Origin of the sequence: Metabacillus indicus (genome assembly GCF_046603695.1) — a bacterium.
GTDB classification, from domain to species: domain Bacteria; phylum Bacillota; class Bacilli; order Bacillales; family Bacillaceae; genus Bacillus_P; species Bacillus_P indicus.
The window spans coordinates 2254021-2278288 of record NZ_CP176757.1 but is presented as its reverse complement, the minus strand read 5'-3'; the positions used below and the strand labels follow the sequence as shown (position 1 = coordinate 2278288).

At 43.1% G+C, this 24268-nt stretch carries 28 protein-coding genes; 21 read left to right on the top strand and 7 right to left on the bottom strand.

The genetic code is table 11. The features are described from left to right. Window positions 1-41: 41 nt before the first annotated feature. Window positions 42-3104, bottom strand: coding sequence for an efflux RND transporter permease subunit (locus ACK1LH_RS11400; protein ID WP_411333085.1), 3063 nt, complete (start codon window positions 3102-3104; stop codon window positions 42-44). Between the two features lie 262 nt (window positions 3105-3366). Between ACK1LH_RS11400 and ACK1LH_RS11395 the strand changes: the two genes are divergently transcribed. From ACK1LH_RS11395 to ACK1LH_RS11375, 5 genes are all read left to right on the top strand, one after another. Next, window positions 3367-5208, top strand: coding sequence for an LTA synthase family protein (locus tag ACK1LH_RS11395; protein ID WP_411333083.1), 1842 nt, complete (start codon window positions 3367-3369; stop codon window positions 5206-5208). Window positions 5209-5413: 205 nt separating this feature from the next. Next, on the top strand, window positions 5414-6409 hold the full coding sequence (locus ACK1LH_RS11390; protein ID WP_029280739.1) for an ATP-binding cassette domain-containing protein: 996 nt from the start codon (window positions 5414-5416) through the stop codon (window positions 6407-6409). A 13-nt stretch (window positions 6410-6422) separates the two neighbouring features. Next, a complete protein-coding gene (locus ACK1LH_RS11385) occupies window positions 6423-7211 on the top strand; it encodes an ABC transporter permease (RefSeq protein ID WP_029280741.1) in 789 nt (262 codons plus the stop codon). A 14-nt stretch (window positions 7212-7225) separates the two neighbouring features. Then, entirely contained in the window at window positions 7226-8020 is a 795-nt protein-coding gene (locus ACK1LH_RS11380) for an ABC transporter permease (RefSeq protein WP_029565879.1), read from the top strand. Between the two features lie 94 nt (window positions 8021-8114). Next, window positions 8115-8828 carry a TIGR02206 family membrane protein gene (locus ACK1LH_RS11375; protein ID WP_342822654.1) on the top strand — a complete coding sequence of 238 codons (714 nt, stop codon included), beginning with the start codon at window positions 8115-8117 and terminating at the stop codon, window positions 8826-8828. A 459-nt stretch (window positions 8829-9287) separates the two neighbouring features. Here the strand turns inward: ACK1LH_RS11375 and ACK1LH_RS11370 are convergent, their stop codons facing one another. Beyond that, on the bottom strand, window positions 9288-9410 hold the full coding sequence (locus ACK1LH_RS11370) for a DUF4023 family protein (protein WP_029280747.1): 123 nt from the start codon (window positions 9408-9410) through the stop codon (window positions 9288-9290). Window positions 9411-9572: 162 nt separating this feature from the next. Between ACK1LH_RS11370 and ACK1LH_RS11365 the strand changes: the two genes are divergently transcribed. Beyond that, a complete protein-coding gene (locus ACK1LH_RS11365; RefSeq protein ID WP_029280748.1) occupies window positions 9573-10247 on the top strand; it encodes a hypothetical protein in 675 nt (224 codons plus the stop codon). Here ACK1LH_RS11365 and ACK1LH_RS11360 read toward each other — a convergent pair. Continuing rightward, on the bottom strand, window positions 10244-10414 hold the full coding sequence (locus ACK1LH_RS11360; protein WP_161781201.1) for a hypothetical protein: 171 nt from the start codon (window positions 10412-10414) through the stop codon (window positions 10244-10246). The genes ACK1LH_RS11365 and ACK1LH_RS11360 overlap by 4 nt on opposite strands. Before the next feature lie 139 nt (window positions 10415-10553). Between ACK1LH_RS11360 and ACK1LH_RS11355 the strand changes: the two genes are divergently transcribed. Continuing rightward, window positions 10554-10730 (top strand): YozD family protein, encoded by a 177-nt coding sequence (locus tag ACK1LH_RS11355; protein WP_081414131.1) that lies wholly within the window; start codon window positions 10554-10556, stop codon window positions 10728-10730. Window positions 10731-10754: 24 nt separating this feature from the next. Here ACK1LH_RS11355 and ACK1LH_RS11350 read toward each other — a convergent pair whose 3' ends face one another. Further along, on the bottom strand, window positions 10755-11846 hold the full coding sequence (locus ACK1LH_RS11350; RefSeq protein WP_411333081.1) for a DUF2515 family protein: 1092 nt from the start codon (window positions 11844-11846) through the stop codon (window positions 10755-10757). 111 nt (window positions 11847-11957) lie between these two features. On the opposite strand from ACK1LH_RS11350, the gene ACK1LH_RS11345 reads away from it, so the two are divergent. The 10 genes from ACK1LH_RS11345 to ACK1LH_RS11300 all read left to right on the top strand — a co-directional run bounded on the left by ACK1LH_RS11345 (window position 11958) and on the right by ACK1LH_RS11300 (window position 18694). Continuing rightward, the gene (locus tag ACK1LH_RS11345; protein ID WP_087946320.1) at window positions 11958-12122 is read left to right on the top strand and encodes a hypothetical protein; all 165 of its coding nucleotides are present in this window, start codon (window positions 11958-11960) and stop codon (window positions 12120-12122) included. Next, window positions 12122-12937 (top strand): serine/threonine protein kinase, encoded by an 816-nt coding sequence (locus ACK1LH_RS11340; RefSeq protein WP_029280751.1) that lies wholly within the window; start codon window positions 12122-12124, stop codon window positions 12935-12937. Before ACK1LH_RS11345 ends, ACK1LH_RS11340 begins: the two co-directional genes overlap by 1 nt. Further along, the gene (locus ACK1LH_RS11335) at window positions 12924-13694 is read left to right on the top strand and encodes a sporulation protein (RefSeq protein WP_029565874.1); all 771 of its coding nucleotides are present in this window, start codon (window positions 12924-12926) and stop codon (window positions 13692-13694) included. The genes ACK1LH_RS11340 and ACK1LH_RS11335 overlap by 14 nt, the downstream gene beginning before the upstream one ends. A gap of 177 nt (window positions 13695-13871) precedes the next feature. Next, on the top strand, window positions 13872-14162 hold the full coding sequence (locus tag ACK1LH_RS11330) for a hypothetical protein (protein WP_029280755.1): 291 nt from the start codon (window positions 13872-13874) through the stop codon (window positions 14160-14162). A gap of 37 nt (window positions 14163-14199) precedes the next feature. Continuing rightward, window positions 14200-14421 (top strand): hypothetical protein, encoded by a 222-nt coding sequence (locus ACK1LH_RS11325; RefSeq protein WP_029280757.1) that lies wholly within the window; start codon window positions 14200-14202, stop codon window positions 14419-14421. A 780-nt stretch (window positions 14422-15201) separates the two neighbouring features. After that, the gene (locus tag ACK1LH_RS11320) at window positions 15202-16236 is read left to right on the top strand and encodes a class I SAM-dependent methyltransferase (protein ID WP_029565873.1); all 1035 of its coding nucleotides are present in this window, start codon (window positions 15202-15204) and stop codon (window positions 16234-16236) included. An 89-nt stretch (window positions 16237-16325) separates the two neighbouring features. Beyond that, window positions 16326-17195 (top strand): sulfite exporter TauE/SafE family protein, encoded by an 870-nt coding sequence (locus ACK1LH_RS11315; RefSeq protein ID WP_411333078.1) that lies wholly within the window; start codon window positions 16326-16328, stop codon window positions 17193-17195. Between the two features lie 343 nt (window positions 17196-17538). Continuing rightward, the gene (locus ACK1LH_RS11310; RefSeq protein WP_161781200.1) at window positions 17539-17685 is read left to right on the top strand and encodes a hypothetical protein; all 147 of its coding nucleotides are present in this window, start codon (window positions 17539-17541) and stop codon (window positions 17683-17685) included. A 24-nt stretch (window positions 17686-17709) separates the two neighbouring features. Continuing rightward, entirely contained in the window at window positions 17710-18333 is a 624-nt protein-coding gene (locus tag ACK1LH_RS11305) for a phosphatase PAP2 family protein (RefSeq protein WP_411333076.1), read from the top strand. Window positions 18334-18385: 52 nt separating this feature from the next. Continuing rightward, the gene (locus ACK1LH_RS11300; protein ID WP_203287409.1) at window positions 18386-18694 is read left to right on the top strand and encodes a hypothetical protein; all 309 of its coding nucleotides are present in this window, start codon (window positions 18386-18388) and stop codon (window positions 18692-18694) included. Between the two features lie 33 nt (window positions 18695-18727). Here the strand turns inward: ACK1LH_RS11300 and ACK1LH_RS11295 are convergent, their stop codons facing one another. Further along, window positions 18728-18871, bottom strand: coding sequence for a hypothetical protein (locus tag ACK1LH_RS11295; protein WP_168713764.1), 144 nt, complete (start codon window positions 18869-18871; stop codon window positions 18728-18730). A gap of 180 nt (window positions 18872-19051) precedes the next feature. On the opposite strand from ACK1LH_RS11295, the gene deoD reads away from it, so the two are divergent. From deoD to ACK1LH_RS11280, 3 genes are all read left to right on the top strand, one after another. Next, entirely contained in the window at window positions 19052-19756 is a 705-nt protein-coding gene (gene deoD, locus ACK1LH_RS11290) for a purine-nucleoside phosphorylase (protein WP_029280764.1), read from the top strand. Between the two features lie 156 nt (window positions 19757-19912). Further along, entirely contained in the window at window positions 19913-20728 is an 816-nt protein-coding gene (locus ACK1LH_RS11285) for a D-alanyl-D-alanine carboxypeptidase family protein (protein ID WP_411333075.1), read from the top strand. Next, on the top strand, window positions 20728-21258 hold the full coding sequence (locus ACK1LH_RS11280) for a mismatch-specific DNA-glycosylase (RefSeq protein ID WP_411333073.1): 531 nt from the start codon (window positions 20728-20730) through the stop codon (window positions 21256-21258). Before ACK1LH_RS11285 ends, ACK1LH_RS11280 begins: the two co-directional genes overlap by 1 nt. 28 nt (window positions 21259-21286) lie before the next feature. Here the strand turns inward: ACK1LH_RS11280 and ACK1LH_RS11275 are convergent, their stop codons facing one another. Then, window positions 21287-21553, bottom strand: coding sequence for a hypothetical protein (locus ACK1LH_RS11275; protein WP_029280767.1), 267 nt, complete (start codon window positions 21551-21553; stop codon window positions 21287-21289). A gap of 79 nt (window positions 21554-21632) precedes the next feature. Continuing rightward, complete coding sequence (locus ACK1LH_RS11270; protein WP_051827202.1) at window positions 21633-22328, bottom strand: class I SAM-dependent methyltransferase; 696 nt, start codon at window positions 22326-22328, stop codon at window positions 21633-21635. Between the two features lie 181 nt (window positions 22329-22509). Here ACK1LH_RS11270 and ACK1LH_RS11265 point away from each other — a divergent pair, with 181 nt between their 5' ends. Further along, a complete protein-coding gene (locus ACK1LH_RS11265; protein ID WP_411333072.1) occupies window positions 22510-23913 on the top strand; it encodes a S41 family peptidase in 1404 nt (467 codons plus the stop codon). Window positions 23914-24268: the final 355 nt, after the last annotated feature.

The window sequence follows — 24268 nt, the reverse complement described above, 5'->3', positions numbered from 1 at the left end:
TAAAAAGAAAAAGGCTGCCAATCCCGGCAGCCTTACTTAAATCATGCTTTTTTCTTTCTTGAACGGAGTTTATCGACCGTAATAAACAGGGCAGGCACAATCAGCAGGGTCAGGATTGTCGAGAAGAGAACCCCTGAAACGATGCTGATGGCGAGCGGTTTAAAGAGCGGATCGTTGCTGAATGCCACAGGCAGAAGGGCAACAAGCGCCGTGAATGCTGTCAGTAAAATCGGACGGATTCTTGCGCGTCCGGCTTCAATAACCGCTTCGGCACGGTCGTAACCAGCTCTCATCCGCTGTTCGATAAATTCAAAGAGAACAACAGAATTCCGGACCACGATTCCAGCTAGAGAAACGATTCCCATTGTGGCCATGAAGCTGAACGGTGTCTGAGTAACGAATAATCCTGCAACAGCACCGGCAACTGCAAGATAGACTGTTCCAAGCACAAGCAATGGAAGGGAAAGAGAATTAAACTGGAACGCTATCGTGATGTAGATCAGAACGAGTACAACTAAGAACAGAAGACTGATTTCAACGAAGAATTTCGTCTGATCGTCGTTTTCTCCTCCGAGAGTCAATGTATAACCTTCACCGGAATAATTCTCCTTATAGTCATCTACGATGGATGCAACATCCTCTTTGAACGTTTCTGATTCACCAGGATATGCTTTTAGTGTAATCGTACGTTCTCCGTTTTCACGCGGAATGGTCTGATACTGCTCCACTGTGTCAGTTTCGATAAATTGACTTAGGGGAGCTGTTTGAGGCACTGGACCTTCAGATTGAAGGGGTACCAGAATTTCATCCAGTTTGATGCCTTCTTCATGTACAGCAGGGTCCTGCTTAATCAATAAGTCAATGTTTTCGTTGTTGCTTTTGAAGGTTCCCATAGGCACGCCTTCGGTTACCAGACGGATCTGATCACTTATAAATTTCGGATCCAGGCCGCTTTCTGTTAAAGCTGTACGGTCAAGCTTATATTGAACAGAAGATACCGGCTCTTTCACATTATCAATAATCAGCCCGCTGTCTGCTTCTTTAATGTCAGAAGCGAGTTTGTTTTTAATCTCGTTCAGTTTATTGAAATCCTCGCCGCTTAATTTCACAGTAACAGGTGCACCCGTTGGAGGACCCTGAACAATCGTTGTTAAGAAAATTTCGGCTTCAGGATACTTTTCCCTGAGTGTATCTGTATGTTCTGCAATAAATGCGTCAGCTGTAACGGCTTCGTTGTCGATGCGAGTGACAATCTGTCCCGTATTTGGACCTGCATTTTCAACCGTTTCACTAAAGAGACCGGGAACACCGGAGCCTGCAAAAATAGCTGTTTCTTCTGTTTCTTCAATAGCAAGAAGATCAGTTTCCATTTCTTCAAGGACAGTATTCGTTTCTTCCAGTGTATAATCTGTCGGCATGGTAACCGTCACGGTCACTTCTTTCTTGTTCGCTGACGGGAAAAATTCGAACGGCACAAAGAATGCCAGCAGGAAAATCAGCGTCGTTCCGACAATCCCTGTAATTCCGATTAGAACCGGACGTTTGACGATTTTTGCAAGCAGTGTATCAGCATAAAAATTCGATAATCTAAGCAATGGCCTGCCAAGGAAGCCGGGTTCTTTTTCACTGACACGGATTTTGCGCTTATTGACGGCATATTGATAAACAGGCACAAGGGTCAATGAAATGATCATTGAAGCCGCAATCGTCAGAATCAGTACAGATGGCAGGGACCGGATAAATGAACCATTCGCACCTGATAAGAGAGTAAGCGGCAGGAAAGCAAAGATAACAGCGAGTGTAGAAGTCACAATGGATCCCCAAACCTCTTTCACGCCATCCTTGGTTGCCTGCAGGGCATTGCCGTTTTTCTGAAGCTTATACTGCCTTAATATATTGTCATTGACGACAATCGCGTCATCGACAAGTATTCCAAGCGCGATGATGAGGCCGATGACTGAGATCTGATTTAGATCTACGTCCAAAAACGGCAGCGGAAGAGTTCCAAGCGTGATTGAAAGCGGAATCGCAAGTGACACGATAAAGGCTCCGCTCAAAGTAAGACCGAGAGTAGTAATAAGAATAACGGCCAGTACAGCAATAGCAGCCTCTTTAATCAACTCATCAAATATTTTGTCTACATCCGCTTTTTGCGAGTAGTAGGTTTTCAGTTCCACATTGTCCGGAAGGCTGAGTTCGTCTTTTAATTCCTTATCGACCTTTTTAAAAGTGGCAGGAATATCAAGACCGGATTCGATATTTACGGTGAATGAATAGGCAGGTTTGCCTTCAAATGAAACGATATCTTCCTGCGTTTTTTCCGTCAGCACAAGGTTTGCCGTATCTCCGATTTTGACAGCTTCCTTAGTAATCGGAGACAGTACAGTTATGTCTTCAATTAGATCAATATCCTTGAACTGATCAAGAGTGAGACGGATCGTTTCACCATTTTGGGACGTTTCGCCAAGCGGTGTTGTTTTGTACTCGCTGTTGATGGCTTCAATAATGTTAGAGACATTCAGGCCATTTTCTGCAAGAGCTTCACTGTCAAGCTCCAGGACAGCCTCTTTTTCTTTGAATCCTTTTATAGTAACGCCTGATACGCCATCAAGTTCCTGAATCTTCTCTTTTAAACGGAGTATTTCTTCCTGGCTCTGTTTAAGCGTATCTGCGCTATCTGCTGTAAACATGTATGAGGCTACAGGCAGCCCTGTCTGAGCCTGTTTGACCTCAGGATCAAATGCTTCATCAGGCAGTTTGGAAGCGGCATCCGATACTTTTTGTTTTAGGTCGGATGTGATCTTTTCCAGATCCTCACCATCTTCTACTTCAACTATGACATTTGAAAACTCCTTTGCTGAAACAGAATTCAGGCTCGCAACGCCATCGGAGTTATTAATGGCATCTTCAAGCACTTCTGTTACGTCACTTTCAACAACGGATGCATCTGCACCTGGATAAACCGTTGAAATGGTTACGATGTTTGCCGAGAACTCGGGCAGTTCGCGTTTGGGAAGCTGGTAAAACAAATAGCCTCCGACAAGAATAATAACGAAAAATAAGATGATAATTAATTTTCCGCGTTTGAGAAAGCTCTCGAACATAAATAAGTTCCTCCTTCAATTAGGTCAAATTTGACTAAGTAAACTATAGCACACTTGCTGCGTGATTTTCATTTCCGAATGTGTTAAAAATTTGTGAACTTGTAGAGAGAGGGAGAATGTAAATGTAAGATTACAAAAATTAATTTTTTGTAAATTTTTTTGTTGTTTCTTCTAGGCATTTTGATATGATGGAGTGAACATATGTAACTATTTGATAAAGGTGAGTGTAGGATTGTCATATTTTAATAGGAATAAAAAAAGCATGTTTCTCTTTTTTACCATTGTCTTTACAATCAGCGGATTCTGGTTTTTGAAATCATTGTATTTCGTACATGAACTGGGAATGTCCCCCCACAAAAAGTTCATTCTCACAGCATCGGCTGGGCTGGCATTATGTCTGGCTGCCCTCCTTGCCACAGGCAGATCCATTGTGAAATTCACATCCGTTTTTCTAATATATTTTTTACTGTCGCTTTTGCTGTATGCAGACGTTCTGTATGAACGTTATTATGACGGTATTCTAAATTTAAAGCTTGCAGGGCAGGCGGGTCAGCTTGGAGATGTCAAAGATTCCATTCTTTCTTTGGTTTATCAGACCGATTATCTTTACTGGGCTGATGTCCTGGCAGTTGCTTCAGTTCTAATATTCTGTTACTGGCTGAAAACAGAGGAAGTGCGGAAATGGCAAAGCAGGGCAATTTTTGCAGCTGGTGCTGCTGCCCTAATTTTTACTTCTTTCTTCCCGTTTAAAGAAACGTTTTCAGATCAGTACAAAGTTTCACTGACTGGAATTCTGCCTGCACATATTTACGATTTTAAACAGATGACCGTAAATGAAGCATTTGCCAATGAAACATTTGTCGGGGATAAAAAGAAGACTGAAAATCTTCAGGCATATTTCAGGAAGAACCAGGAACTGCAGAAGAACTCCCCGTATTTCGGCAAATTCAAAGGCAAAAATGTCATTATGGTCCAGGCAGAATCCCTTAACGTGTTTCCCGTGGGACTCACCATTGACGGGGCAGAAATTACACCGAATTTGGATAAGCTGATTAAGGAGAGTCAGTATTATCCCAATACGTACCTTCAAATTGGCCGCGGAAATACGTCGGACGCCGAATTTGTAGCCAACAATTCCATTTACCCGATGGCACCAAAAGGAGTTTACAATGCTTTCACGGAAAACAACTATCTTTCGCTTGGGAACATCCTTAAAGGCGGAGGCTATACAACAAGTGCTACCCACGGAAATGTTCCGGACTTCTGGAACAGGGAAGCAGCCTATGACAAACAGGGCTACGAAACGTTTTATCATAAAAATCATTCAAACATAGCATCTGATGAAATCATCGGAATGGGCATATCAGATGAAAGTATATTCAGACAGATGACAGAAATTTATGCGAGTGAAACAAAGCCGTTCTATAGTTTTATTGTTTCCCTGACGAACCACAGACCGTTTGTCATGCCTGAGGAATACCGTGAACTTGATCTTCCGGACAGGTTTGACGATACCAATACAGGGCATTATCTGCAGTCTGTCCATTATTTTGACAAAACGTTAGGTCTTTTCATTCAGGATCTTAAAGAGAAGGGCCTGTGGGACGAGTCCATTTTCGTAGTTTATGGCGATCATTACGGACCTCTCCCTATGGATGAAAAAGAGATTAATAATCTGCTTGGAGTTCCTTTTGATGAAAAAGCCCAATTTAATATTCCCCTCATTATTCATCATCCGGGTCAAAAAGAAGGCACTGTCAATGAAGTGACTGCCAGCCAGATGGATATTGCACCGACAATAACTTCACTGCTTGGAATTGAACAGCCGCTAATACAATTCGGCAAGCCGCTTGACACCGTTACGGAAGGCTTTGCGGGCTTTGCATATGAAACGACGAGATATTCATTTTATTCCGATAAGTATGATTATGCAGCTTCGCATACTGGCAACTTTAAATCAGGAAAGTGCATAGATAACCGTTCAGGAAAAGTAACGGATGTTGAAGCCTGCAGAGAAAACTATGAAAAACTTGTCCAGGATATTGAATGGTCATCCATGTTTCTTGAAAATGACCTCCTCTTAGAGCTTTTCAACAAGTATTGACTGAGACGCGAGATTAATGGATGAGGCTTTGGGCCCTCCTGAAACCGTGTATCCAACCGGATACACGGTTTTTTATTTTGAAAAGATGTCCTAGGCAGCTGAATATTTTTTTGAAAGCGCATCAAAAAATGATTTACAAAATTTTCTACTAGTTCTATAATTTTATAGTTGCAAAAAATACAGACAGCAAAGGGGGAACATCAGATTGATCGAAGTACGAGATTTAAAGAAGGAATACAAGCTTGTAAAGAGAGATCCCGGCTTAAGAGGCGCAGTGAGAGCACTTTTTAAACGTACATACGTGACTAAGACGGCTGTCAAAGGAGTCAATTTCAAGATTGAACGCGGGGAAATGATCGGGTACATCGGTGCAAATGGTGCCGGAAAGTCTACAACCATCAAAATGCTGACAGGAATTCTGACTCCATCTTCCGGGGAAGTAAAGGTTGGGGGGATTGTTCCCTATAAAAACAGAAAACAAAATGCGAAACAGATCGGTGCGGTCTTTGGACAGCGGACACAGCTGTTCTGGGACATCCCGGTATCTGAGTCGTTTGATCTGCTTAAACATATTTATGAAGTGCCTGAAGAACAGTTTAAGGAAACACTTGAATTGTTCACAGAGGTTCTGCAGCTGAAGCCGCTTCTTTCGATACCGGTAAGGCAGCTTTCACTGGGGCAGAAAATGAGATGTGAGCTTGCGGCGGCATTTCTCCACAGGCCGGATGTCGTATATTTAGATGAACCGACAATCGGGCTTGATGTAGCAGTGAAAGTGCGGATACGGAAATTTATTAAGGAAATGAATGCCCGGTTTGGTACGACGGTGCTTTTGACAACGCATGATATGCAGGACATTGAAGAGATCTGCAGCCGAATCATCATCATTGACAATGGTTCCATTTTATACGACGGCGGCCTCCATGAAATTAAAGACACATTCGCGGCCAAACGGGAAATCCACTTTGAAGTCGAAAGTGTGCAATCGTTCTCATACCCGGCCGCTATTAAGGACAGAACAGAGCTCAGGGCAGTCGATGAAGACCAGCAGCAAAAAGTCATTCTTGCATTTTCTCAAAAGGATGTGGCTGCATCAGAAGTGATCTCCGCCGTTTTATCTGAAAATGACATTATCGATTTATCTTTAAACGATCCAAAAATTGAAACCATTGTAGAAGAAATTTATAACCGCGGGCTATAGGGGGGGTATAGAAATGACGAAATACCTGATGTTTGCAAAATCCCAAATGCAGATCAACACTGCATACTCCGCGTGGTACTGGGCTGGAACGGCATCATCCATCATGCGTCTGATGATCATGTTTTATTTTTGGCATGCCGTCTATGACGGCAAGGACACCATTCAGAATCTTACGCTCCAGGATATGCTGACGTATATTGTGGTGGCCATGTTTATACAGGGGTATGTTTCTGGAGTCGGAAACGAACTTGCGCATGATATCCGGGACGGGAACATTGCCATTGAGCTTATGAGACCATATGATGTCATTTTTAAACTGATTTTCATGGATTTCGGAGGGAAGATCACTCATTTTTTCAGGGAAACACTCCCTCTGATGGTGATTGCTTTTGTGTTCATCGATCTGTCTCTTCCAGGTTCGGCGGAAGCTGCGCTCCTGTTTTTGATCAGTGCGGCACTTGGAGTCTGGATTGGCACGTTTTTTGATCTGATGATTGGCATTATTGCCTTTTGGACAGTAAATGTCTGGGGTCTGAGAGTCCTGAAAGAGGGAGTCATCACGTTTTTTTCCGGAGCACTTGTTCCCATTACGCTTTTTCCCGGGTGGCTTGAAACGCTGAGCTCATATTTGCCGTTTCAGGCGATGGTATTTACGCCTGTTTCTATATATACAGGTATTCTGGAAGGCAGTGATGCATACATTGCCGTGCTGATTCAGCTTGGCTGGTGCCTCGGAATGTTTCTCATCATGAAACTGATTTGGTCCCAGGCGATCAAAAAAGTGACCATTTTCGGCGGGTAAGGGGGTAATAAACAATGCTGAAACGGTATACAAAGCTGTATTATATTTTTGCGAAAAATCACATTAAGGTGATGATGGAATACAGGGTGGACTTTTTCATCGGTGTGATCAGCGTGATGCTCCAGCAGTTCGCAAGCATCTTTTTTGTGAAAGTGGTGTTCGATCATATTGAGCAAATTAACGGCTGGACGTTCTATGAAATTCTTTTTATTTACGGTATTGCCGCAACGGGCAGGTCTCTGCATCATATATTCTTTGATAATTTATGGACGCTTGGGTGGCAGTATGTAAGGCCCGGGCAGATGGACCGTCTACTCATCAGGCCGATCAATCCGCTGTTTCACGTGTGTGCAGACAGGCTGCAGCAGGACGGACTGGGTCAGCTTGTGATCGGGATACTTATTCTGGCAGCAGCCTTTCCGCAGCTGGATCTGGCATTCGGCTTCGCAGATTGGCTGATGCTCGTTGTGATGATTGTTTCAAGCGGTTTGATTTACATTGCCATCAACCTGTTTTTTGCCACCTTTTCCTTTTGGATGATCGACAGTCTGCCTATTGTGTATGCTGTTTTTAATCTGAGTGAGTTTGCTAAATACCCGCTGACAATATACAACAAAACCATTCGTGTCTTTTTAACATGGGTCATTCCGTACGGATTTACGGCCTTTTATCCGGCGGCGTGGTTCCTTGACAGAGAGGGGTATGCTTTTGTCGGCATCATGTCCCCGCTGGTCGGTTTAGGCAGCATTGCGCTTGCGTATATTTTCTGGCTGTATGGATTGCGGGCATACGCGAGTACCGGAACGTAAGAGAGGGAGCTGAACGAATTCGTTCAGCTCTTTTTATTGGATAGAGTTTCTGCAGAAGTGAATTCTAATATCAAAAGAGAAGGAGGCGAGTGGCATGGGAAAATACCTGCAGGTTCATCCGGAGGGAGAAAAATTCAGCCTGTTTTCTGCAGAGCACATATGGACGATTGTAATCATAGCTGTAATCATTGTTGGAATGATGCTGTTAAAAAAGAGCTGGATGCCGTATCAGCATCCCATCAGGCTGGCTCTTGCAGCTGTGCTGTTTCTTGCGCTGATCACTCATCAAATGTGGCTGCTGACCGAACATGCGTGGTCTGCAGCATCTGCACTGCCACTGCATTTAAGCGATCTGTCCGTCATACTCGCTTTCATCATGCTCCTAAACGGGTCGGAAAAACTCTTTCAGTTTTTGTATTTCGCAGGCATCGCAAGCTCTGTGCAGGCGCTTTTGACCCCAGACCTCAGCACGTATCATTTTCCGCATTTTCAGTACATCGTCTTTTTTATCTCACATGGGACCGTTATTTTAGCGGTGGTGGTCATGCTCATGGCGTTTTCTTATCGTGTAACCTTCCGGACCGTCTGGAAAAGTGTTCTGATTGTTAACCTTTATGCCGTCATCATTTTTGCTGTGAACAAGTGGCTGGGGTCAAATTATATGTTTCTTATGAAAAAGCCTGAGGGTGTGTCCTTGCTTAACGTACTTGGCAAATGGCCGTGGTATTTAATCTGGGCAGAGCTCATCATGATTGTCAGTTTTCTGCTGTTGTTTTGGGTGTACAAGAAAGGAAGACTGCATCATTGATCATAGGAAAAGCGGAGCTTAAAGGCTCCGCTTTTCTTATTGTCCAGCTCCGCCTCCCAGCCCTTCCGTCAGAACAAAATCCCCCAAAAAGTCAAAACCGGACTTTTCGGGTGATTTCTTTTCTGCCTGTCAGGGCTAAACGGTCGGCTCCGCTTTTCTTATTGTCCAGCTCCAGCGCTCAGCTCCTCTGTCAGAACGGAACCGTCGGCAAAGGCAAAAAAGCGCCTTTACCGCCGTTTCCTTATCTGACTCCCGGAGCTAAACGAGCGCTTCCGCATTTCTCATTGTCCAGTTCCGCCTCCTAGCCCTTCTGTCAGAACAGTCGGCTCCGCTTTTCTTATTGTCTAGCTCCGCCTCCCAGCCCTTCCGTCAGAACAAAATCCCCCAAAAAGTCAAAACCGGACTTTTCGGGTGATTTCTTTTCTGCCTGTCAGGGCTAAACGGTCGGCTCCGCTTTTCTTATTTATTCGTCTTATTAGGCTTCTTTTTCCCAGGGTTGCTGCTGCCTTGGTGCTCGCGGTTGTATTCGTCTTTTTGCTGTTTTTGCTGCAGGCTGTTCACGAAGTTTGATGTGTTTTCCACGGTAAGTCCTCCTTGAATTGTTTTTTAGGTTCTTACTATTTCCTTCTTGATGAACATTCATGAGTCCAACTCGGAATCCTTTGCTGTTTTGCCTATTACTTATTTTGCGCTCCGGCATATACTATTTTAACTTTTATGAATCGCGGCAAAGGAGGATCTATCGTGAACAAAAAAATACCAAAGTACAAAGTCGGGGATATTGTCGTGATTGTTATGTACAGCACGGTCGGGACAGTGACGAACGTTCATCAGATCGATCAGCATTATCTTTACGAAGTGAACCACAGCGAGATTTTGTACTTTGAAAACGCGATACAGCTATACTCTGAATACACCGGAAAGGTGATTGATTCAGAGAAGATTGAAATTGAGTTTCAATACCATATCGGGGATATTGTTCAGGTGAAGGGCTATGAAGAAGAGCTTTTCAAGGTGGTTGGATTCCGGACTGAAATCTGGAGATATACAGAAGACGGCTGGGAAGATATCATTTATGAACTGATGAGAATCAATGACGGGGAATGGCTGGAAGCATCCGAAGAAGAGCTTGTTTTCGTCATGGGGAAAAAGCAGGCAGGCACATTTGTCCAGCAGCTGAGCCTGATGCATATTGTTTCGCAGGAAACAAATGGAATTGAGCAGCTTCTGTCAAAAGAAAAGCTGCCAAAGCAAGAGCTCCCCGCGAAGAAAGTCAAGCGCAGCAAACGTGATATCGTGGATGAACTTTTAGATATCTATAATGACTATTTATTTATGTATGAACTGTTTGGAGATCAGGAATATAAGGAAATGATGGATTTTATCATCGACAGTTTAAGAAAATATACGAACGCTTAGTTAAAAAAAGATATAAGAACGTAAATGAAAAACGGAATACATCCATACACCATGAGTGTTTGAAGGCATGCAATCATCTGTTTGTGAACGCATTCAAATCCCTCTCCGTCCAAAAAAGCAAGCAATTTATTCGTTTCCTGTTTTGCAGCAGCTTGTCCATTTTTCATTTCAGCATCTCCTTTTTTGTTGATCTATTTATCACATCGTATGCAGGCCGCAAAAAGGATATGAAAAGAAAAATGTTTATTTTGCAAGACATAGATTACACAAGTTGGACATATAAACAATTACTAAGGGGGCGATGTTGTGAAAGAAATTGAAGTAATCATTGATACCGAAGAAATGGCTGAATTCTTTTACAATGAGCTGACAAAGCGGGGATATGTTCCCTCGGAATCGGAGCTTGATACGATCGCGGATATTGCATTTGATTATCTGCTTGAAAAGTGCATTATCGACGAAGACCTGGAAGATGTTGATTAAACGGCGAGATGACTCGCCGTTTTTTTACATGCCGCGTTTTAAGAAGGGCTTTGTCAGAAGTTTCATCGACCCCATTTTCAAGAGATCCATTTTTACGTTTTTTGTCATGTCCCTGTACGCTTGCTTCTTATCAAAGCTGTCAAAGTCAGCTGCCATCTCCGGATCTTTCAGCCAGTCAGGCCACGGATAATATTTATGGGATACATCATTCCACACATCTGTCAGCTTCGGACTGTATATTTTTTGATGGGGATCCGCTGAAAACAGGTTCGGCCAGTAATCCTCCCGTGAGCCTGAATGAGGAAATGTTTTTGCAAATAAAAGAGCTGACTGGAAAACCGCAGGATGAAACAAGGTGCTGTAAAGAGATTTACCAATGCTGATCCTTGCTTTCGGATCGTTGAACTGTCCAATTTCAATTCCTGCCAGTGAAAAATACTTATCGTACCCTCTTTTTTTAAAGGGGAAAATAACGTTTGTAAAACCGCACCTCTCTTGAAGCAGATAAGGAATGGACTTTAAAATGTCTGATGATTTTGATATAAGCTGCTGCTCGACATACTGCTGTTCATTCGTTATCAGCGCAAGGGTAAGCAAATTAGATTGCTTTCTTTCATAAAACTGCGCCCAGACTGGCTCCATAAATCTCGAAACATGTAGGGCGGGAAGCAGCCGGAAGAAAGGCTTTCCTCTTTTTTTGCTCTCCTCATAAAGCAGAAGCTGAGGATAAGCATCGTGGAAAATCAGGGCATTTGCAGTTTCAAGAAAATGAAACAGAGAGTTTCGTTCATTTTCGGATAGAAAGTGGCTCACCAGACTGTTTTTCAAATCAGTCATGCTGTAGCCGCCGTTTCGGGAAACCATGTGGGCCAAAAAAGCCCAATGCACCTCGGGATGTTTTAAATAGAAGGAAAGATAAGCTTTTGTCCGCGTTAGATTATTCAGGTTGCAAGATGCAGTAACAGCCTGGATGTTCCGGATCATCTTTGATTCTTCACCGTACACAATAGATGGACCCGGCTGAACAGCAATCAAGGAATCTATAAATGCTTTTTTTTCTGCGTGATCCATAAGAGATGCGACCGTTGGTTTTTTAAAAAGGGGGAGGATTGTCATTTTTGCCAGCTCCTAAAACCTTGCCTCTTACTTACATATGAAAAACCTGAAACTTTTGTTCTCGCGGCACGTATGAAAAGAGCAGGAACTTTTAATGAAAGAGGGATTGTCATGCTCAAAAAACTGATTCAATCGTTTCTAGGAAAGAAATCTCACCGCAGATACAGCAGCAGCGACAGAAGAGGCAGACCATACGGAAATCCTTCAAAATACGGCTATAAGCATTACAAACGCAAATCAAGATCGAGCAGATTTTCAGGATCCTACAGCAGCTGATGAAGAACCTTCTCCTAAAGTACGGAGAGCGGCCGCTAAAGGCCGGTGATGTAATCGATCATCGATATACCATACAGAAAGTTCTTGGAAAAGGAAGCTACGGCATAACGTATCTTGCAATAACAAAAAGAGATGAGCCGCTTGTGCTCAAACAGCTTAGGGCATATAAGGCTGCATCAGATAGCGGCCTCTCGTCATTCAGGCTTGAAAAAGAACTGCTGGAACAACTCAGCAGTCCGTATTTTCCGGCATATTCAGGCTCTTTTATCTGGAACAGCAAGCATTTCATTGCAATGGAGTATATTAGCGGAGATACGTTTGAAGATTTAATCTTCCTGAAAAAAGAATCATTCGGAGAGAAGGAATCTTTCCGTATTTTGTTGAAAGTAATAGAGGCTGTAGAGGTTCTTCATGCAAAAGGGATCGTGCACAGGGACTTGAGGATTCCGAATATCCTTTTAAAGCATGAATCCATCAGAATCATTGATTTCGGACTTGCGGCAAGAATCGGTGAGGGGCCGGACCCGGCAGAATTGGGGAAGTCTTTTTCCCGTGAAAAAAGACACTACAGAGAACGTTCTTTTCAAAGCGACTTTTATGCGCTTGGCCACTTTGTTCTTTTTCTGCTGTATTCACAATATGTCCCGGTTTCGAAAAAGAACAGAAGCTGGGAAGAGGAACTTGCGTTAACTCAGCACTCAAAAGATACGATTAAACGGATGCTCAAGCTTCAGCAGCCTTATGACAGGATAGAAGACCTGAAAGCTGATGTTTTGAAGTGTGCAGATAGGGGAGAAGAAAATGTCGTTTTTTAATAAGATTTTATCAAGCGTAGGAATTGGGGCTGCAAAAGTGGATGCAAGACTTGCATCTGACAGGATTGCTCTTATGGATGAAGTAAAAGGCATTATTCACGTTCAGGGGGGAAATGTTGAACAGCAGATTGATGAGATCTATCTGTCCCTGCAAACAAGCTACTTAAAAGAGACGGATGATAAAAAGTATTATCAAAACGCAACCATCACCAAAATCAAAATCAATGAGCCGTTCGTCATCATGGCAAACGAAGTGAAAGAAATTCCGTTTGCGTTTCAGCTTCCTTCGGATACGCCGATTACCCTCGGCTCATCAAAAGTGTGGCTTGAAACAGGGCTGGATATTAAAGGCGCCGTTGATCCGAGTGATAAAGACCGGATTGAAGTCCTTCCGCCCGCCATTGTTCAAACCGTATTTGCCGCATTAAGAGATCTCGGATTCAATTTGCGCAAAGCAGAAAACGAGGCAGCTCCATACCATCTGAGAAAAAGACTGCCATTCATACAGGAATTTGAATTTTATCCGACAGCAGGTCCGTTCAGGGGGAAATTGGATGAACTGGAGGTCGTGATTTCGAACATCAGTCCGCAGGGAGTAGAGCTATTGCTTGAAATTGACAGGAGAGCAAGAGGCCTGGGAGGATTTTTGTCAGAAGCGCTTGAAATGGATGAGTCTCTTGTTAAAGTGATGATTCCAAATGCGGATCAGCAAGCCATCCGCAGAACACTGGAAGATGTTATCCAAAGGTACAGCTGATGTAGAAGCGGCAAGTTCATCTTGCTGCTTTTTTTATTCCGGGAAGAAGCATTTTTTCATCCAGCTCAGCATCCTTTTCTGCTTGAGGCTTCAGGACAGTCAGAAAATGACCATGCCTGTTCGAATAGTATAGGGAGTCAGGCCGGTCAGAAAAGAGAGAACTGAGGAGGATGCAGCATGATTTACGAAATAGAAATAGGCACGGATAAAGGCAAACTGTCGTTAATTACCCTTGGAAAAGAAAAAGATGAAGTCATAGAATGTCTGCAGACAGACCGATTCTTTATCGGTTATACTCATACAGGCCTTACATTCGGTCTTAATGCAAATGAAATCGTTTCATTCGATATTCAAAAGCGTGAAACAGTGCCGTCTATGCTGACAGAAGCATTAAAAGATGAGTACGGGGAAGAAATCACTGAAAAGTTTCCATTTTTGACTTCTTTGCTTTATGAGAAGGCGCTATAAAGATAAAAGTTCTGCAAAAGGGAAGGGATGAATAGAAATGCACGAGAATGTCTGGATAAAAAAGTATACAGTCCTCGATAAAACAAGAGAGCAGCTGATTCAAGATCTGGAAATACCGGCTTCCTATTTTCCATACATAGATGCTGCAAAATTAAGGATTCAGGAAACGGGAAATAATGGACCCGTTCATGATGCAGGAGATCAATTTCTGGAGTTTCTGAAGGAGGAGTCTCTTTCTTCAGAGGACGCTGCAGGCTGATATTGCAAAAAGGCGTTTCTTATGAAGCGTCTTTTTGTCTGGAAAAATGAGAACACAACAAAACGCTGTCTATGTATACCGGACATAAACAGCGTCTTATTTCAATCCAAACATATTCACTTTTTAGTTCGATCCTTTCTTACTAAAACCCATTCGCTGCTATCGATCAATTGATTTGTTTCAATTAACATAGTGCACGATGAATCAGTTTATTCCCATTGCTCTTTAAACTCAATCTAAGAAATGTTTTACCATCACACTTTTAATTCAGATTTCTTTTGTTTCTAACTCATCCAATTATCTTGCTTTCTTGCTCTGGCTTCCCCGCATATCCACATGCTCCGAAAATAGTTTTCACCGGCTATTTTCCTGCGGCAGCATGATTACAATATGCTTCGCTAACGTCAGTCATTGGAATCATCCCCTTTAAAAAGTCGGATTCACTGATTTCCCGCATATCCACACATCTCAAAATCAGTTTTCACGGACTGATCTTTTCCGAGATTTGCTACTGATATGCTTCGCTGACCGTCTTCATTGGAATCACGCCTTCCTTTGATTGAGTAAATTCATCTTAACAAAATCTTTACATAATTTAAAGATTCAGAATTATCTGTATAAACCTAAATATAGTCATTTTACCGATCTCAGCTCTTTCTAACTCGTTTTTTCGAAGTATTTCAGCTTTTTTCAAGAAAGGATGATTGGACAAATTGATTGATTCAACAGATAAACGTTGTTAAAATTAATCTAAAATTCTGACTAAAATGAGGTGCTGCAATGATCACCGCACATCGGCCGTTTACAGAAGAAGATCTTGGTAAAACAGCTTTGACAGAAAGTTTTAAAATTGACTTGCGCACATATACAGATGAAGAGAAAGATACGTTTTTTACGTCAAATGTTGTAAGTGACTGGTCGCAGCTCTCCTGGAAAGATACAGGAAAACCTTATGAAGTGAAAACTTTATCAAAGGACCGGAAGGAATGGGAAAAAGAGAACGGGTTGTCCATGCCGGTACACACCTCTTGGGAATATTTCAATAAATCGTTTCACGAGTGGTTCATAAAAGATGTGCCGGGAGAAATGGAGGAGCTCAGCAAGGAATTAAGGATGCATTTTTCTGCTTTTCGTCCGGCAGAGGTCAGGGAAGTACTGGGCCGTTCATTAAAGCTGAGGCTCTGGAATTACATCCACAGGATGGAGGACGGTATTTGGGACCCTCGGGGAAAACGTGCATTGTTTGAAGGGCTGGACGTAAGCAAACCGAAAATACTGTTTCTCGGCGCCGCAGAAGGATATGAGGCTATGCAGCTTGCAGCCATGTATCCTGGTGCAGAAGTGGTTATGGTTGATTATGATGCGTATTGCAGGGACAGCCGGTTTGCAGAATTCCCTGAGCACTATCCTTTTTTAGGCCAAAACCCACAGACAGGAAGCCACAAAGTCTATTACAAAAATGATTTTAACATCACCTATTTGGTCGATGATATCCGCAATCTTTCTTTTGGCAAAGAATTCGACATTGTCATCAGCGTTGGAATGATTGAGCATTTCCCCGATGAGCAAAAGCCCGAAGCCATCGACTGGCACAGGAAATTTTTAAAGGACGGCGGTTATGCCATTCTGACAACGCCAAGGGCACAGGCAAAATCAAAACTGTACTATCAGATCATGGCGGATGTCATGAATCATACGTACAGAGAATTAATGACAATTCAGCAAATGGGCCTATATATTTATGAAAGCGGTTTCGATATTCTGCGTCACGGCTTTATTAAAGTTCATAACGGTGTAATCGCACGCCCAAGGTGAAGTTGAAAGATTCTGATTAAGGGGCATCACCTTTTATTTTCTCCTCAGGACCGATAAAATAGGAATTGACGGCTATTTTTACCAGAGGTGTGATTCTTATTTTTATCTTATACGCAGTGCTCGGTTTACTGATTGGTGTTTTATCGGGGTTTTTCGGCGTTGGAGGAGGCTTTATCCTCACCCCGGTACTCCTGCTGCTCTCAGTGGATCCGATTACTGCCATCACGAAAAGTCTAATGTATACAATCGGAACATCGGTTTCAGGTGTATTCGCCCATCTGAAAATGAAAAATGTCAAGTGGAAGGATGCAGCTCTGATTGGCGCCAGCGGAGCAGCAGCTACACAGGCTGCCAATCCATTTGTTTTCTTTTTAAATGATCATCATTTGGATGAAACGGTGATTCCCCTTGCTTATGTTCTTCTTCTTGGCTATTTTTCATGGAGTCTGCTTCTCAGGAAGGATAAGAAAACATCATCAGGCAGAAAAAAGGGCATGAAATTGCTGATTCTTGTGTTTACAGGCGCGACCGGAGGTTTTGTTTCAACTCTTCTTGGGGTTGGAGGCGGCTTTATCCTTGTTCCGCTTTTGATTTCCCTTTCCGGATTTAAACCGAGGGAAGCAGTAGGGACAAGTCTTATGAGTGTTCTTTTCATTGTTACGGCTGGTTTTATCACGTATTTCGCAAAGTCACCGATTGACCTTTCTGCTGGAGCTATGCTGATTGCTGGAGGACTTGCAGGTGCGCAGGCAGGAGCATATTTGACATCCAGGTTCGAACAGACGGAAATCAGGACGCTGCTTGGCAGTTTGTATGTCATTACCGCGCTGAGCACAGGATTGAAGCTTGCAGGCCTGGAATATCTCGGGATCATTGTTCTTATCGTTTTTATTGGAGGACTCTATGTGAAAATGGGTCTCAAAATTGGAAAGCAGCTAAAGGAAATCCGTTCAAAGTGAACGGATTTTTTTGTTGTTAAGCGAAATGATAAAGAATAAAAGGCTGTTGATAACATAACAAAGTTATCATCGGCAAGCGGAAGCGCCTAGATCCTCTGTCAGAACAAATCCGTCAAAAAAGTCAAAACCGGACTTTTCCGCCGGATTCTTATCTGCCTATCGGATCTGACCAAGGCGCTTACGCTTTTGTTCCTGTATGAAAAAGGAAAAACCGGACTGACCCGCGTCTTTTTGAGGGACAGGCAGCATATTTATGGAAAGAATGGCTCCTGAACACATGAATGGCTGCCGTATTTTCAGCAAAAATAAGAAGGCACCTATTTATTATCAGGAGGAATGAACCATGGCACATAAACATCAGAACAGCGCTGAGCAAAAAGCAAAAAAACAAGCTCCGGGTCAATATAAAGAAGAATACTCAACAGAAGTCGCACATAAACCCCAGCCTGCTCCAGGACATAAGGAACATAAACGAAACAAAATGAATTAAGCAGTTATTGGGAGGGGAGAAGCCGTGAAAAAGATAGCCGCCTTTTTTCTCCTGTTTCTTTTACTTGCATGTATTTACAGGATAGATGGTGTTCAGCATGCTGAAAATTTCGTTGTCCAAAAGACTGAAACTTGGCGGTCAGAACCGGCAACAGCTGTTTTTCTGGCAGTCAGCGATGCCGGTTCCATAAAAGCCGAGTACCCAGTGCTTTTATTTGCAACCTTTCTTCTTCTGCTGAATAAAAAAGTCCTGGCTCCAGCCTTTTTATGGATTGCGTTTTATTCTGCACGTTATCTCAACACAGGACTTAAAGATCTCTTTGAAAGGGAAAGACCATCCTTTCACGCGGTCATTGACGCTGCCCATTACAGTTTTCCAAGCGGCCATGCAATGAATTCCACCGTTTTTTATGGATTTATTTGCTACTTATTGCTGGCAAACACATCAGCAGCGGTCCGTAACAAAAAGAAAAGGTTTTGGGCGGCTGTTTGTTTTATAGGATTGATTGGGTTAAGCAGAGTGTATTTAGGCGTTCATTATGCCATTGATGTAGCCGCGGGATTTTCTGCAGGCATCGTACTGCTCTTGATACTGATCCGTCTTTATGAATGGTTGAAAAGGGCAATCGACAAAACTAGTGCAACTTAGACGAAGGAATTAAGGGCTCAGTCACCTAATATGTAAGAAGGGGGTGGCATGTATGGGATTAAGTCTTTTTGCAGCAAGGCCACAGACATATGAGGTTACCATCTTTCAAACGCAGGAATATGGACAAAAAATCGGATATCAGGAAGTATACAGGATGAATCTCGAAGCAGCGGGGCACATTGATGCCATGCACCTCATCTTTGGCATGTTTAATGTGAAAGACAGAGTTCCTAAAGACTACAAGGCAAGGTTTATTGCCACCGGGGATATTCTGCTGATTGATGAGCGGAAGAGAGGACAGACTTTTTATAAGCTGTTTTCAGGCGGCTGGAAGAAAATAAGCAGAATGCAAGTAAGGTAGGGGCAGCACCAGCGGCTGCCCTTTTTCTTTTCCTTACATGTGGTTTCCAGGACCGTTTTTGCGTTTTTCGGGGGAAGCTTCTTTTCCGTGCGCATTATGCTCAGCCTCAATAGCTTCAGCCGGAATATGATTGTTCTTCTTCTGTCCATTGACTCTGTTTCGATGTTTTTTGCCCATTAGTATCCCTCCTTTTCCCACCTATTTTTCTCGAAATAAGCCGTTTTCACACCAGTAAATAAGTATCATGTATAGAATTGAAAGGAATCCCGAAAAATGTAGAAAGGGAAAAGATTTTTTCAGCAGGATTATGGTATATTGAAAAAGCACCTTTTTTACATAGAAACTGGAGGAATGAAAATGAGTGTTCATATAGGAGCAAAACCAAATGAAATTGCAGAATCCATTCTGCTGCCAGGAGATCCGCTGCGTGCAAAGTATATTGCAGAAACGTTTTTAGAAGATGCTGTCTGCTACAATGAAGTGCGCGGTATGTTAGGATACACAGGAACTTACAAAGGCGAAAGAATTTCCGTCCAGGGTACTGGCATGGGCGTGCCGTCCATCGCGATTTATGTAAACGAATTAATTCAAAGCTATAACGTTCAAAAGCTGATCCGCGTTGGAACTTGCGGTGCGATTCAGCAGGATGTAAAGGTCCGTGACGTCATTCTTGCGATGAGCGCATCAACAGATTCGCAAATGAACAGATTGACATTTGGCGGAGTTGATTATGCTCCGACTGCTGACTTTGACCTGCTGCGCTTTGCTTATGAAGCAGGAAACGAGAAGGGCTTAAAATTGAAAGTCGGCAACGTGTTCACCGCTGATATGTTCTACAACGACAATTCAGAGCTGGAAAAATGGGCGAAATACGGCGTACTTGCCATCGAAATGGAATCCGCTGCCCTTTACACACTCGCTGCTAAATTTGGCCGCCAGGCACTTTCTGTCCTTACAGTAAGCGATCACATTCTTACTGGGGAAGAAACAACTTCTGAAGAGCGTCAGACAACCTTCAATGAAATGATGGAAATTGCGCTTGAAGCAGCAATCAAAAAGTAAACTAAATGTTTTTTAGAAACGCGCGAAACTTTTTCGTGCGTTTTTCTCATTTTTCGACAAAATCTGTCACAAATGACAGATATAGTTTTCCTCATTTTAGGCAATAGTGATAGAATAAAAGCTATGAAATGTCAAAATGCAGGTAAGGTGAATCAAATGAATGCAACGAAAAAAACGATGGCTGCTGTTTTGCCGCTGACGCTGATGCTTTCAGCATGTTCCGGTTTAGATTTTTCCAAAAGCCTGAACCCTTTTAAAGAAGGACAGGCAAAGACACAGGAGCATCAAGAGAAAATAGATCCCGAAAAAGAAGTCAAAGAAGAAATTCTGACACTTGAAGAGCCGTTTTTTAATCAGATTAAAGAGGTAAATGGAAAGCAGACGATTGCCAACCCGGAGAACCGCATGGTGCTCGTAAATAAAGAGTTCTCCCTGCCGGCTGACTACGAGCCTGCTGATCTGGTCTCCCCGAATGTTCCATTTTCTTTTGGAGATGCAGAGGTGCCTCAGCGCTATATTCGAAAAGAAGCAGCAGCAGCCCTTGAACGATTGTTCGCACAGGCTGCTGCAGAGGGGATAGAATTATTTGCAGTCTCCGGTTACAGGTCTTATGAGCGCCAGACCGGCATTCTAAATGTAGAAAAGGAACGAAAAGGAGACACAACAGCACTTGAGACGGTTGCGCTTCCGGGGCAAAGCGAACATCAAACAGGACTTGCGATGGATGTTACGAGCAAAAGCGCTGATATGGATATTACGGAAAAATTCGGAGATACTCCCGAAGGAAAATGGGTACAGGCGAACGCGCATAAATTCGGATTTATCATCAGGTATCAAAAAGGCAAAGAAGAGATTACAAAGTTCTCTTATGAACCTTGGCACCTGCGTTATGTAGGAGTAAAAGAAGCGACAGAAATATATGAAAATCAGCTGACTCTTGAAGAATATTTTAAAAAAGTGAAGAAAATCTGATGAGCGGGCCCGAGCTCGACCGAATCAGACACGGACTGGATTTATTGTTCATTGGCTACAATCCAAGCCTGTATTCCGCACAGGTCATGCATCACTATGCGGGCAAAAACAACCGTTTCTACCGGATTCTTTATGAGGCTGGTATTACAGAAAGACAGTTTTCCCATTTTGAAGACAGGGATCTTCTTGAGCAGGGAATCGGTTTCACAAACATTGTTGCCAGGCCGACTAAAACGGCTGCTGAAATTACTCCAGGCGAATACAAGGCTGGCAGAGTGCAGCTGCTCAATAAACTTCAAACCTATCAGCCCAAGCTTGCCTGTTTTGTTGGAAAGGGAGTTTATCTCGCATACAGCGGCAAGAAAAAAGCCGCATGGGGACTCCAGCCCGATTCGGTTGCCGGTGGTGTTCTTGAATTTGCGGCTCCTTCTTCCAGCGGACTTGTCAGGATGAAAATCAGCGAAATTGTTGATATATACAAAGAAATCCCATTGATTATGAAGAAAAAGCAGTCCATCTCTGAAAGGTGATGGACTGCTTTTTTAATTCCCTATTTGATTACCAGAACAGCAATCCGCCAAGGACAACACCTGTTACAAATGCCAGGCCGATGCCGTATGGGTACCCGTATCCTGGTCCGTATCCGCCATAATAGCCCATGCCGAAGCCTCCGCGTCCTCGTCCGCCTCCGCCAAGCGGCTGGATAAATACACGCTGTCTAGTGACATTTGTAATTCTTCCAACGTGCTGTCTGCCGAAACGGTCGCTGATGCGCACTACCTGCCCGTTGTATTGGCAGCATAGATTATAATAATTTTGCGACATTTTTCTTCCTCCCTTCACCTGCTTCACCATAAACTATGAAAAAACAGCATAAAGGGTTTGTACGAATACCCCGGTGCCCTTATTTTACGCACCTGAAAATGCGAAATTGGACGGCGCGGTGAAAGATTTCCCTGAGACTTTCATGTTTTGCAAGCATGTCAAAATAGAGGGAGGGAATATCCTCAGACATATCAAATTCTGTCGTTGGTTCATCTTCTTCTATTAGAAAGTCCTGTTGAGAATGTACAGTGATATCAGTAAATCCTGCGCTTTTAAAATGATTCATCCATTCAACTTCATTCAGCATGGACTTAAACCCATAAAACGTTTCAATTTCCTCTGCCATCAATTTCTCCGCATTTTCCGATTTTACAATTTCTATTGCAAGGAGAATGCCTTCGTCTTTTAAAACTCTGTATGCTTCTTCTATGGAAGTTTCTGCATCAGTAAAGCTTAAAACCGACTCACAAAAAACGTAATCAAAGGCGCGGCTCTCAAAGGGCAGCTTCTCGAGCGATCCTTTGATGAGACAGGAAGAATCTTTTAACCTTTTCGCTGCTTTTTGAAGCATGACAGGATCAGGGTCAATTCCTTTCACGTCCGTAATCATGGACTTTAAAAACTGCATGGTCTGCCCGGTGCCGCATCCTGCATCAAGAACAGCTGCCGTTTCTGGGATTTTTTCTGCTTCAATGATTTCTTTTGTCAGCATAAAGCCCCCTGGATGGGCGCCGCCAACGCCGAGCTGTGCCAGCAGATCCAAATAAGTCGGCATCATGAACCACTCCTTTCTGATTAAGGTATGAAGGCTCTGCTTTTGGTGTGAGGAAGCAGGCTTAAAGAATGGATTTTCATATATAGCACATACTGTTTTAAGGAATCTGTTTGACGGTGATTTTAGTTGACGTTTTTCTCTCCGTTACTCATAATGATTACATAACGAGGGTGGTGTTACTTTGTCCAACAACAAATTGAAATTTTTGTTTGCCATTGTGCTGACGGCTGTCATCAGTGCAGGAATTACGTTTGCCGTAGTTCAAAAAGGCACAGGAGTGAGCGGTGCTGAAAGAACCGGCGATGATCCGTTTGAAAAGCTCTATTCTACATACGACACGCTTCAGGGCGAATTTTATCAGAATACCAATGAAGAAAAGCTTGTAGACGGAGCCATTAAAGGAATGCTTCAGTCACTTGGTGATCCATACTCAGCCTATATGGACCAGGAAGAAGCAAAAGGCTTCAATGAAAACATTTCATCCTCTTTTGAAGGAATCGGGGCGGAAGTTCAGGAATCTGACGGCAAAATCATGATTGTTTCGCCAATCAAAGGTTCGCCTGCTGAAAAAGCGGGACTTAAGCCAAAAGATAAAATTCTTAAAGTGGATGACAAAAGTGTGGAAGGAATGACAGTCAATGAAGCTGTCATGCTGATCCGCGGCGAAAAAGGCTCAAAGGTTCAGCTTGTCATTGAACGCGACGGAGTCGGACAGCTTGATTTTAATTTGACGAGAGATACCATTCCGCTTGAAACGGTTTACACCGAAACAGAAAATGGAATCGGAAAAATTCAAATTACCAAGTTTTCTGAAACTACCGGCAAAGAGCTCGCAGATGCATTAAACGAATTAAATGATCAGAACGTCAAGGGCCTCGTTCTTGATCTGCGCCAGAACCCGGGCGGCCTGCTTGATCAGGCCATTGCCATGAGCGATATTTTCGTTCCAAAAGGCAAAACGATTATGCAGATTGAAAATAAGGACGGAACAAAAGAAGTTCAAAAATCACAAAACGATTCAGCAGTGAACGTACCTGTTGTCGTTGTCGTCGATAACGGAACCGCAAGTGCTGCTGAAATTATGGCCGGAGCCCTTCATCAGTCTGCAGGCATCCCGATCGTCGGTGAAAAAACGTTCGGTAAAGGAACAATTCAGACAGCCAAAAGCTTTGAAGACGGGTCTTCCATTAAATATACAATTGCCAAATGGCTGACGCCTGATGGATCATGGATTCATAGAAAGGGAATTGAGCCCCAGCATAAAGCTTCCCTTCCTGCGTATGCCAATCTCCCGTATCTAAACCCTGAAAAAGAATTGAAACAGGGAGACTCATCAGCAGAAGTAAAAGCAGCACAGCAGATGCTGCAGGCACTGGGCTATGAGGACATTAAAACAGAAGGATTCTTTGAAGAAACGACCAAAAAAGCCGTTACCAGGTTCCAGTCTGAAAACAATCTCAGCCAAACAGGAACAATCAAAGGAGAAACCACTATTAAAATGCTGGAACTCCTGCAAGCAAAACTAAAAGAAAATGACACTCAGATGTCTAAAGCGCTTGAAGTGCTGAATGAGCAAATGAAGTAAAAAAACGAACCGGACTATTTATTAGTTCGGTTTTTTTTTATGTAATGGATTTTGCTGATTAAGCGGGGGTTCTCGATGAAACAGGAGGAAGTGTTCTATGGAGAGTTAGCAGCACTTTGTCAGGTATTTGGCATGAAGAAAGTGTTCTAAACCGGAATTAGCTACATTAAATCGAGCATCCCGACCGCGGAAAGTGTTCTAAACCGGGGTAAGCAACACTAAGTAGGGGATTCTGACAGCAGCAAGTGTTTTAAACCGGAGTAAGCAGCATTAAGTCGGGATACCCGACCGCAGAAAATGTTCTAAGCCGGAGTAAACAGCATTAAGTAGGGAATCTCGACCGCAGAAAGTGTTC

Coding starts and splice junctions, on each gene's coding strand:
- ACK1LH_RS11335 (WP_029565874.1), top strand. CDS start 12,924: ATGTCGTTTTTTAATAAGATTTTATCAAGCGTAGGAATTGGGGCTGCA.
- ACK1LH_RS11380 (WP_029565879.1), top strand. CDS start 7,226: ATGCTGAAACGGTATACAAAGCTGTATTATATTTTTGCGAAAAATCAC.
- ACK1LH_RS11375 (WP_342822654.1), top strand. CDS start 8,115: ATGGGAAAATACCTGCAGGTTCATCCGGAGGGAGAAAAATTCAGCCTG.
- ACK1LH_RS11360 (WP_161781201.1), bottom strand. CDS start 10,414: ATGAAAAATGGACAAGCTGCTGCAAAACAGGAAACGAATAAATTGCTT.
- ACK1LH_RS11310 (WP_161781200.1), top strand. CDS start 17,539: ATGGCACATAAACATCAGAACAGCGCTGAGCAAAAAGCAAAAAAACAA.
- ACK1LH_RS11275 (WP_029280767.1), bottom strand. CDS start 21,553: ATGTCGCAAAATTATTATAATCTATGCTGCCAATACAACGGGCAGGTA.
- ACK1LH_RS11285 (WP_411333075.1), top strand. CDS start 19,913: ATGAATGCAACGAAAAAAACGATGGCTGCTGTTTTGCCGCTGACGCTG.
- ACK1LH_RS11400 (WP_411333085.1), bottom strand. CDS start 3,104: ATGTTCGAGAGCTTTCTCAAACGCGGAAAATTAATTATCATCTTATTT.
- ACK1LH_RS11300 (WP_203287409.1), top strand. CDS start 18,386: ATGGGATTAAGTCTTTTTGCAGCAAGGCCACAGACATATGAGGTTACC.
- ACK1LH_RS11395 (WP_411333083.1), top strand. CDS start 3,367: ATGTTTCTCTTTTTTACCATTGTCTTTACAATCAGCGGATTCTGGTTT.
- ACK1LH_RS11340 (WP_029280751.1), top strand. CDS start 12,122: ATGAAGAACCTTCTCCTAAAGTACGGAGAGCGGCCGCTAAAGGCCGGT.
- ACK1LH_RS11350 (WP_411333081.1), bottom strand. CDS start 11,846: ATGACAATCCTCCCCCTTTTTAAAAAACCAACGGTCGCATCTCTTATG.
- ACK1LH_RS11295 (WP_168713764.1), bottom strand. CDS start 18,871: ATGGGCAAAAAACATCGAAACAGAGTCAATGGACAGAAGAAGAACAAT.
- ACK1LH_RS11330 (WP_029280755.1), top strand. CDS start 13,872: ATGATTTACGAAATAGAAATAGGCACGGATAAAGGCAAACTGTCGTTA.
- ACK1LH_RS11270 (WP_051827202.1), bottom strand. CDS start 22,328: ATGCCGACTTATTTGGATCTGCTGGCACAGCTCGGCGTTGGCGGCGCC.
- ACK1LH_RS11385 (WP_029280741.1), top strand. CDS start 6,423: ATGACGAAATACCTGATGTTTGCAAAATCCCAAATGCAGATCAACACT.
- ACK1LH_RS11280 (WP_411333073.1), top strand. CDS start 20,728: ATGAGCGGGCCCGAGCTCGACCGAATCAGACACGGACTGGATTTATTG.
- deoD (WP_029280764.1), top strand. CDS start 19,052: ATGAGTGTTCATATAGGAGCAAAACCAAATGAAATTGCAGAATCCATT.
- ACK1LH_RS11325 (WP_029280757.1), top strand. CDS start 14,200: ATGCACGAGAATGTCTGGATAAAAAAGTATACAGTCCTCGATAAAACA.
- ACK1LH_RS11320 (WP_029565873.1), top strand. CDS start 15,202: ATGATCACCGCACATCGGCCGTTTACAGAAGAAGATCTTGGTAAAACA.
- ACK1LH_RS11345 (WP_087946320.1), top strand. CDS start 11,958: ATGCTCAAAAAACTGATTCAATCGTTTCTAGGAAAGAAATCTCACCGC.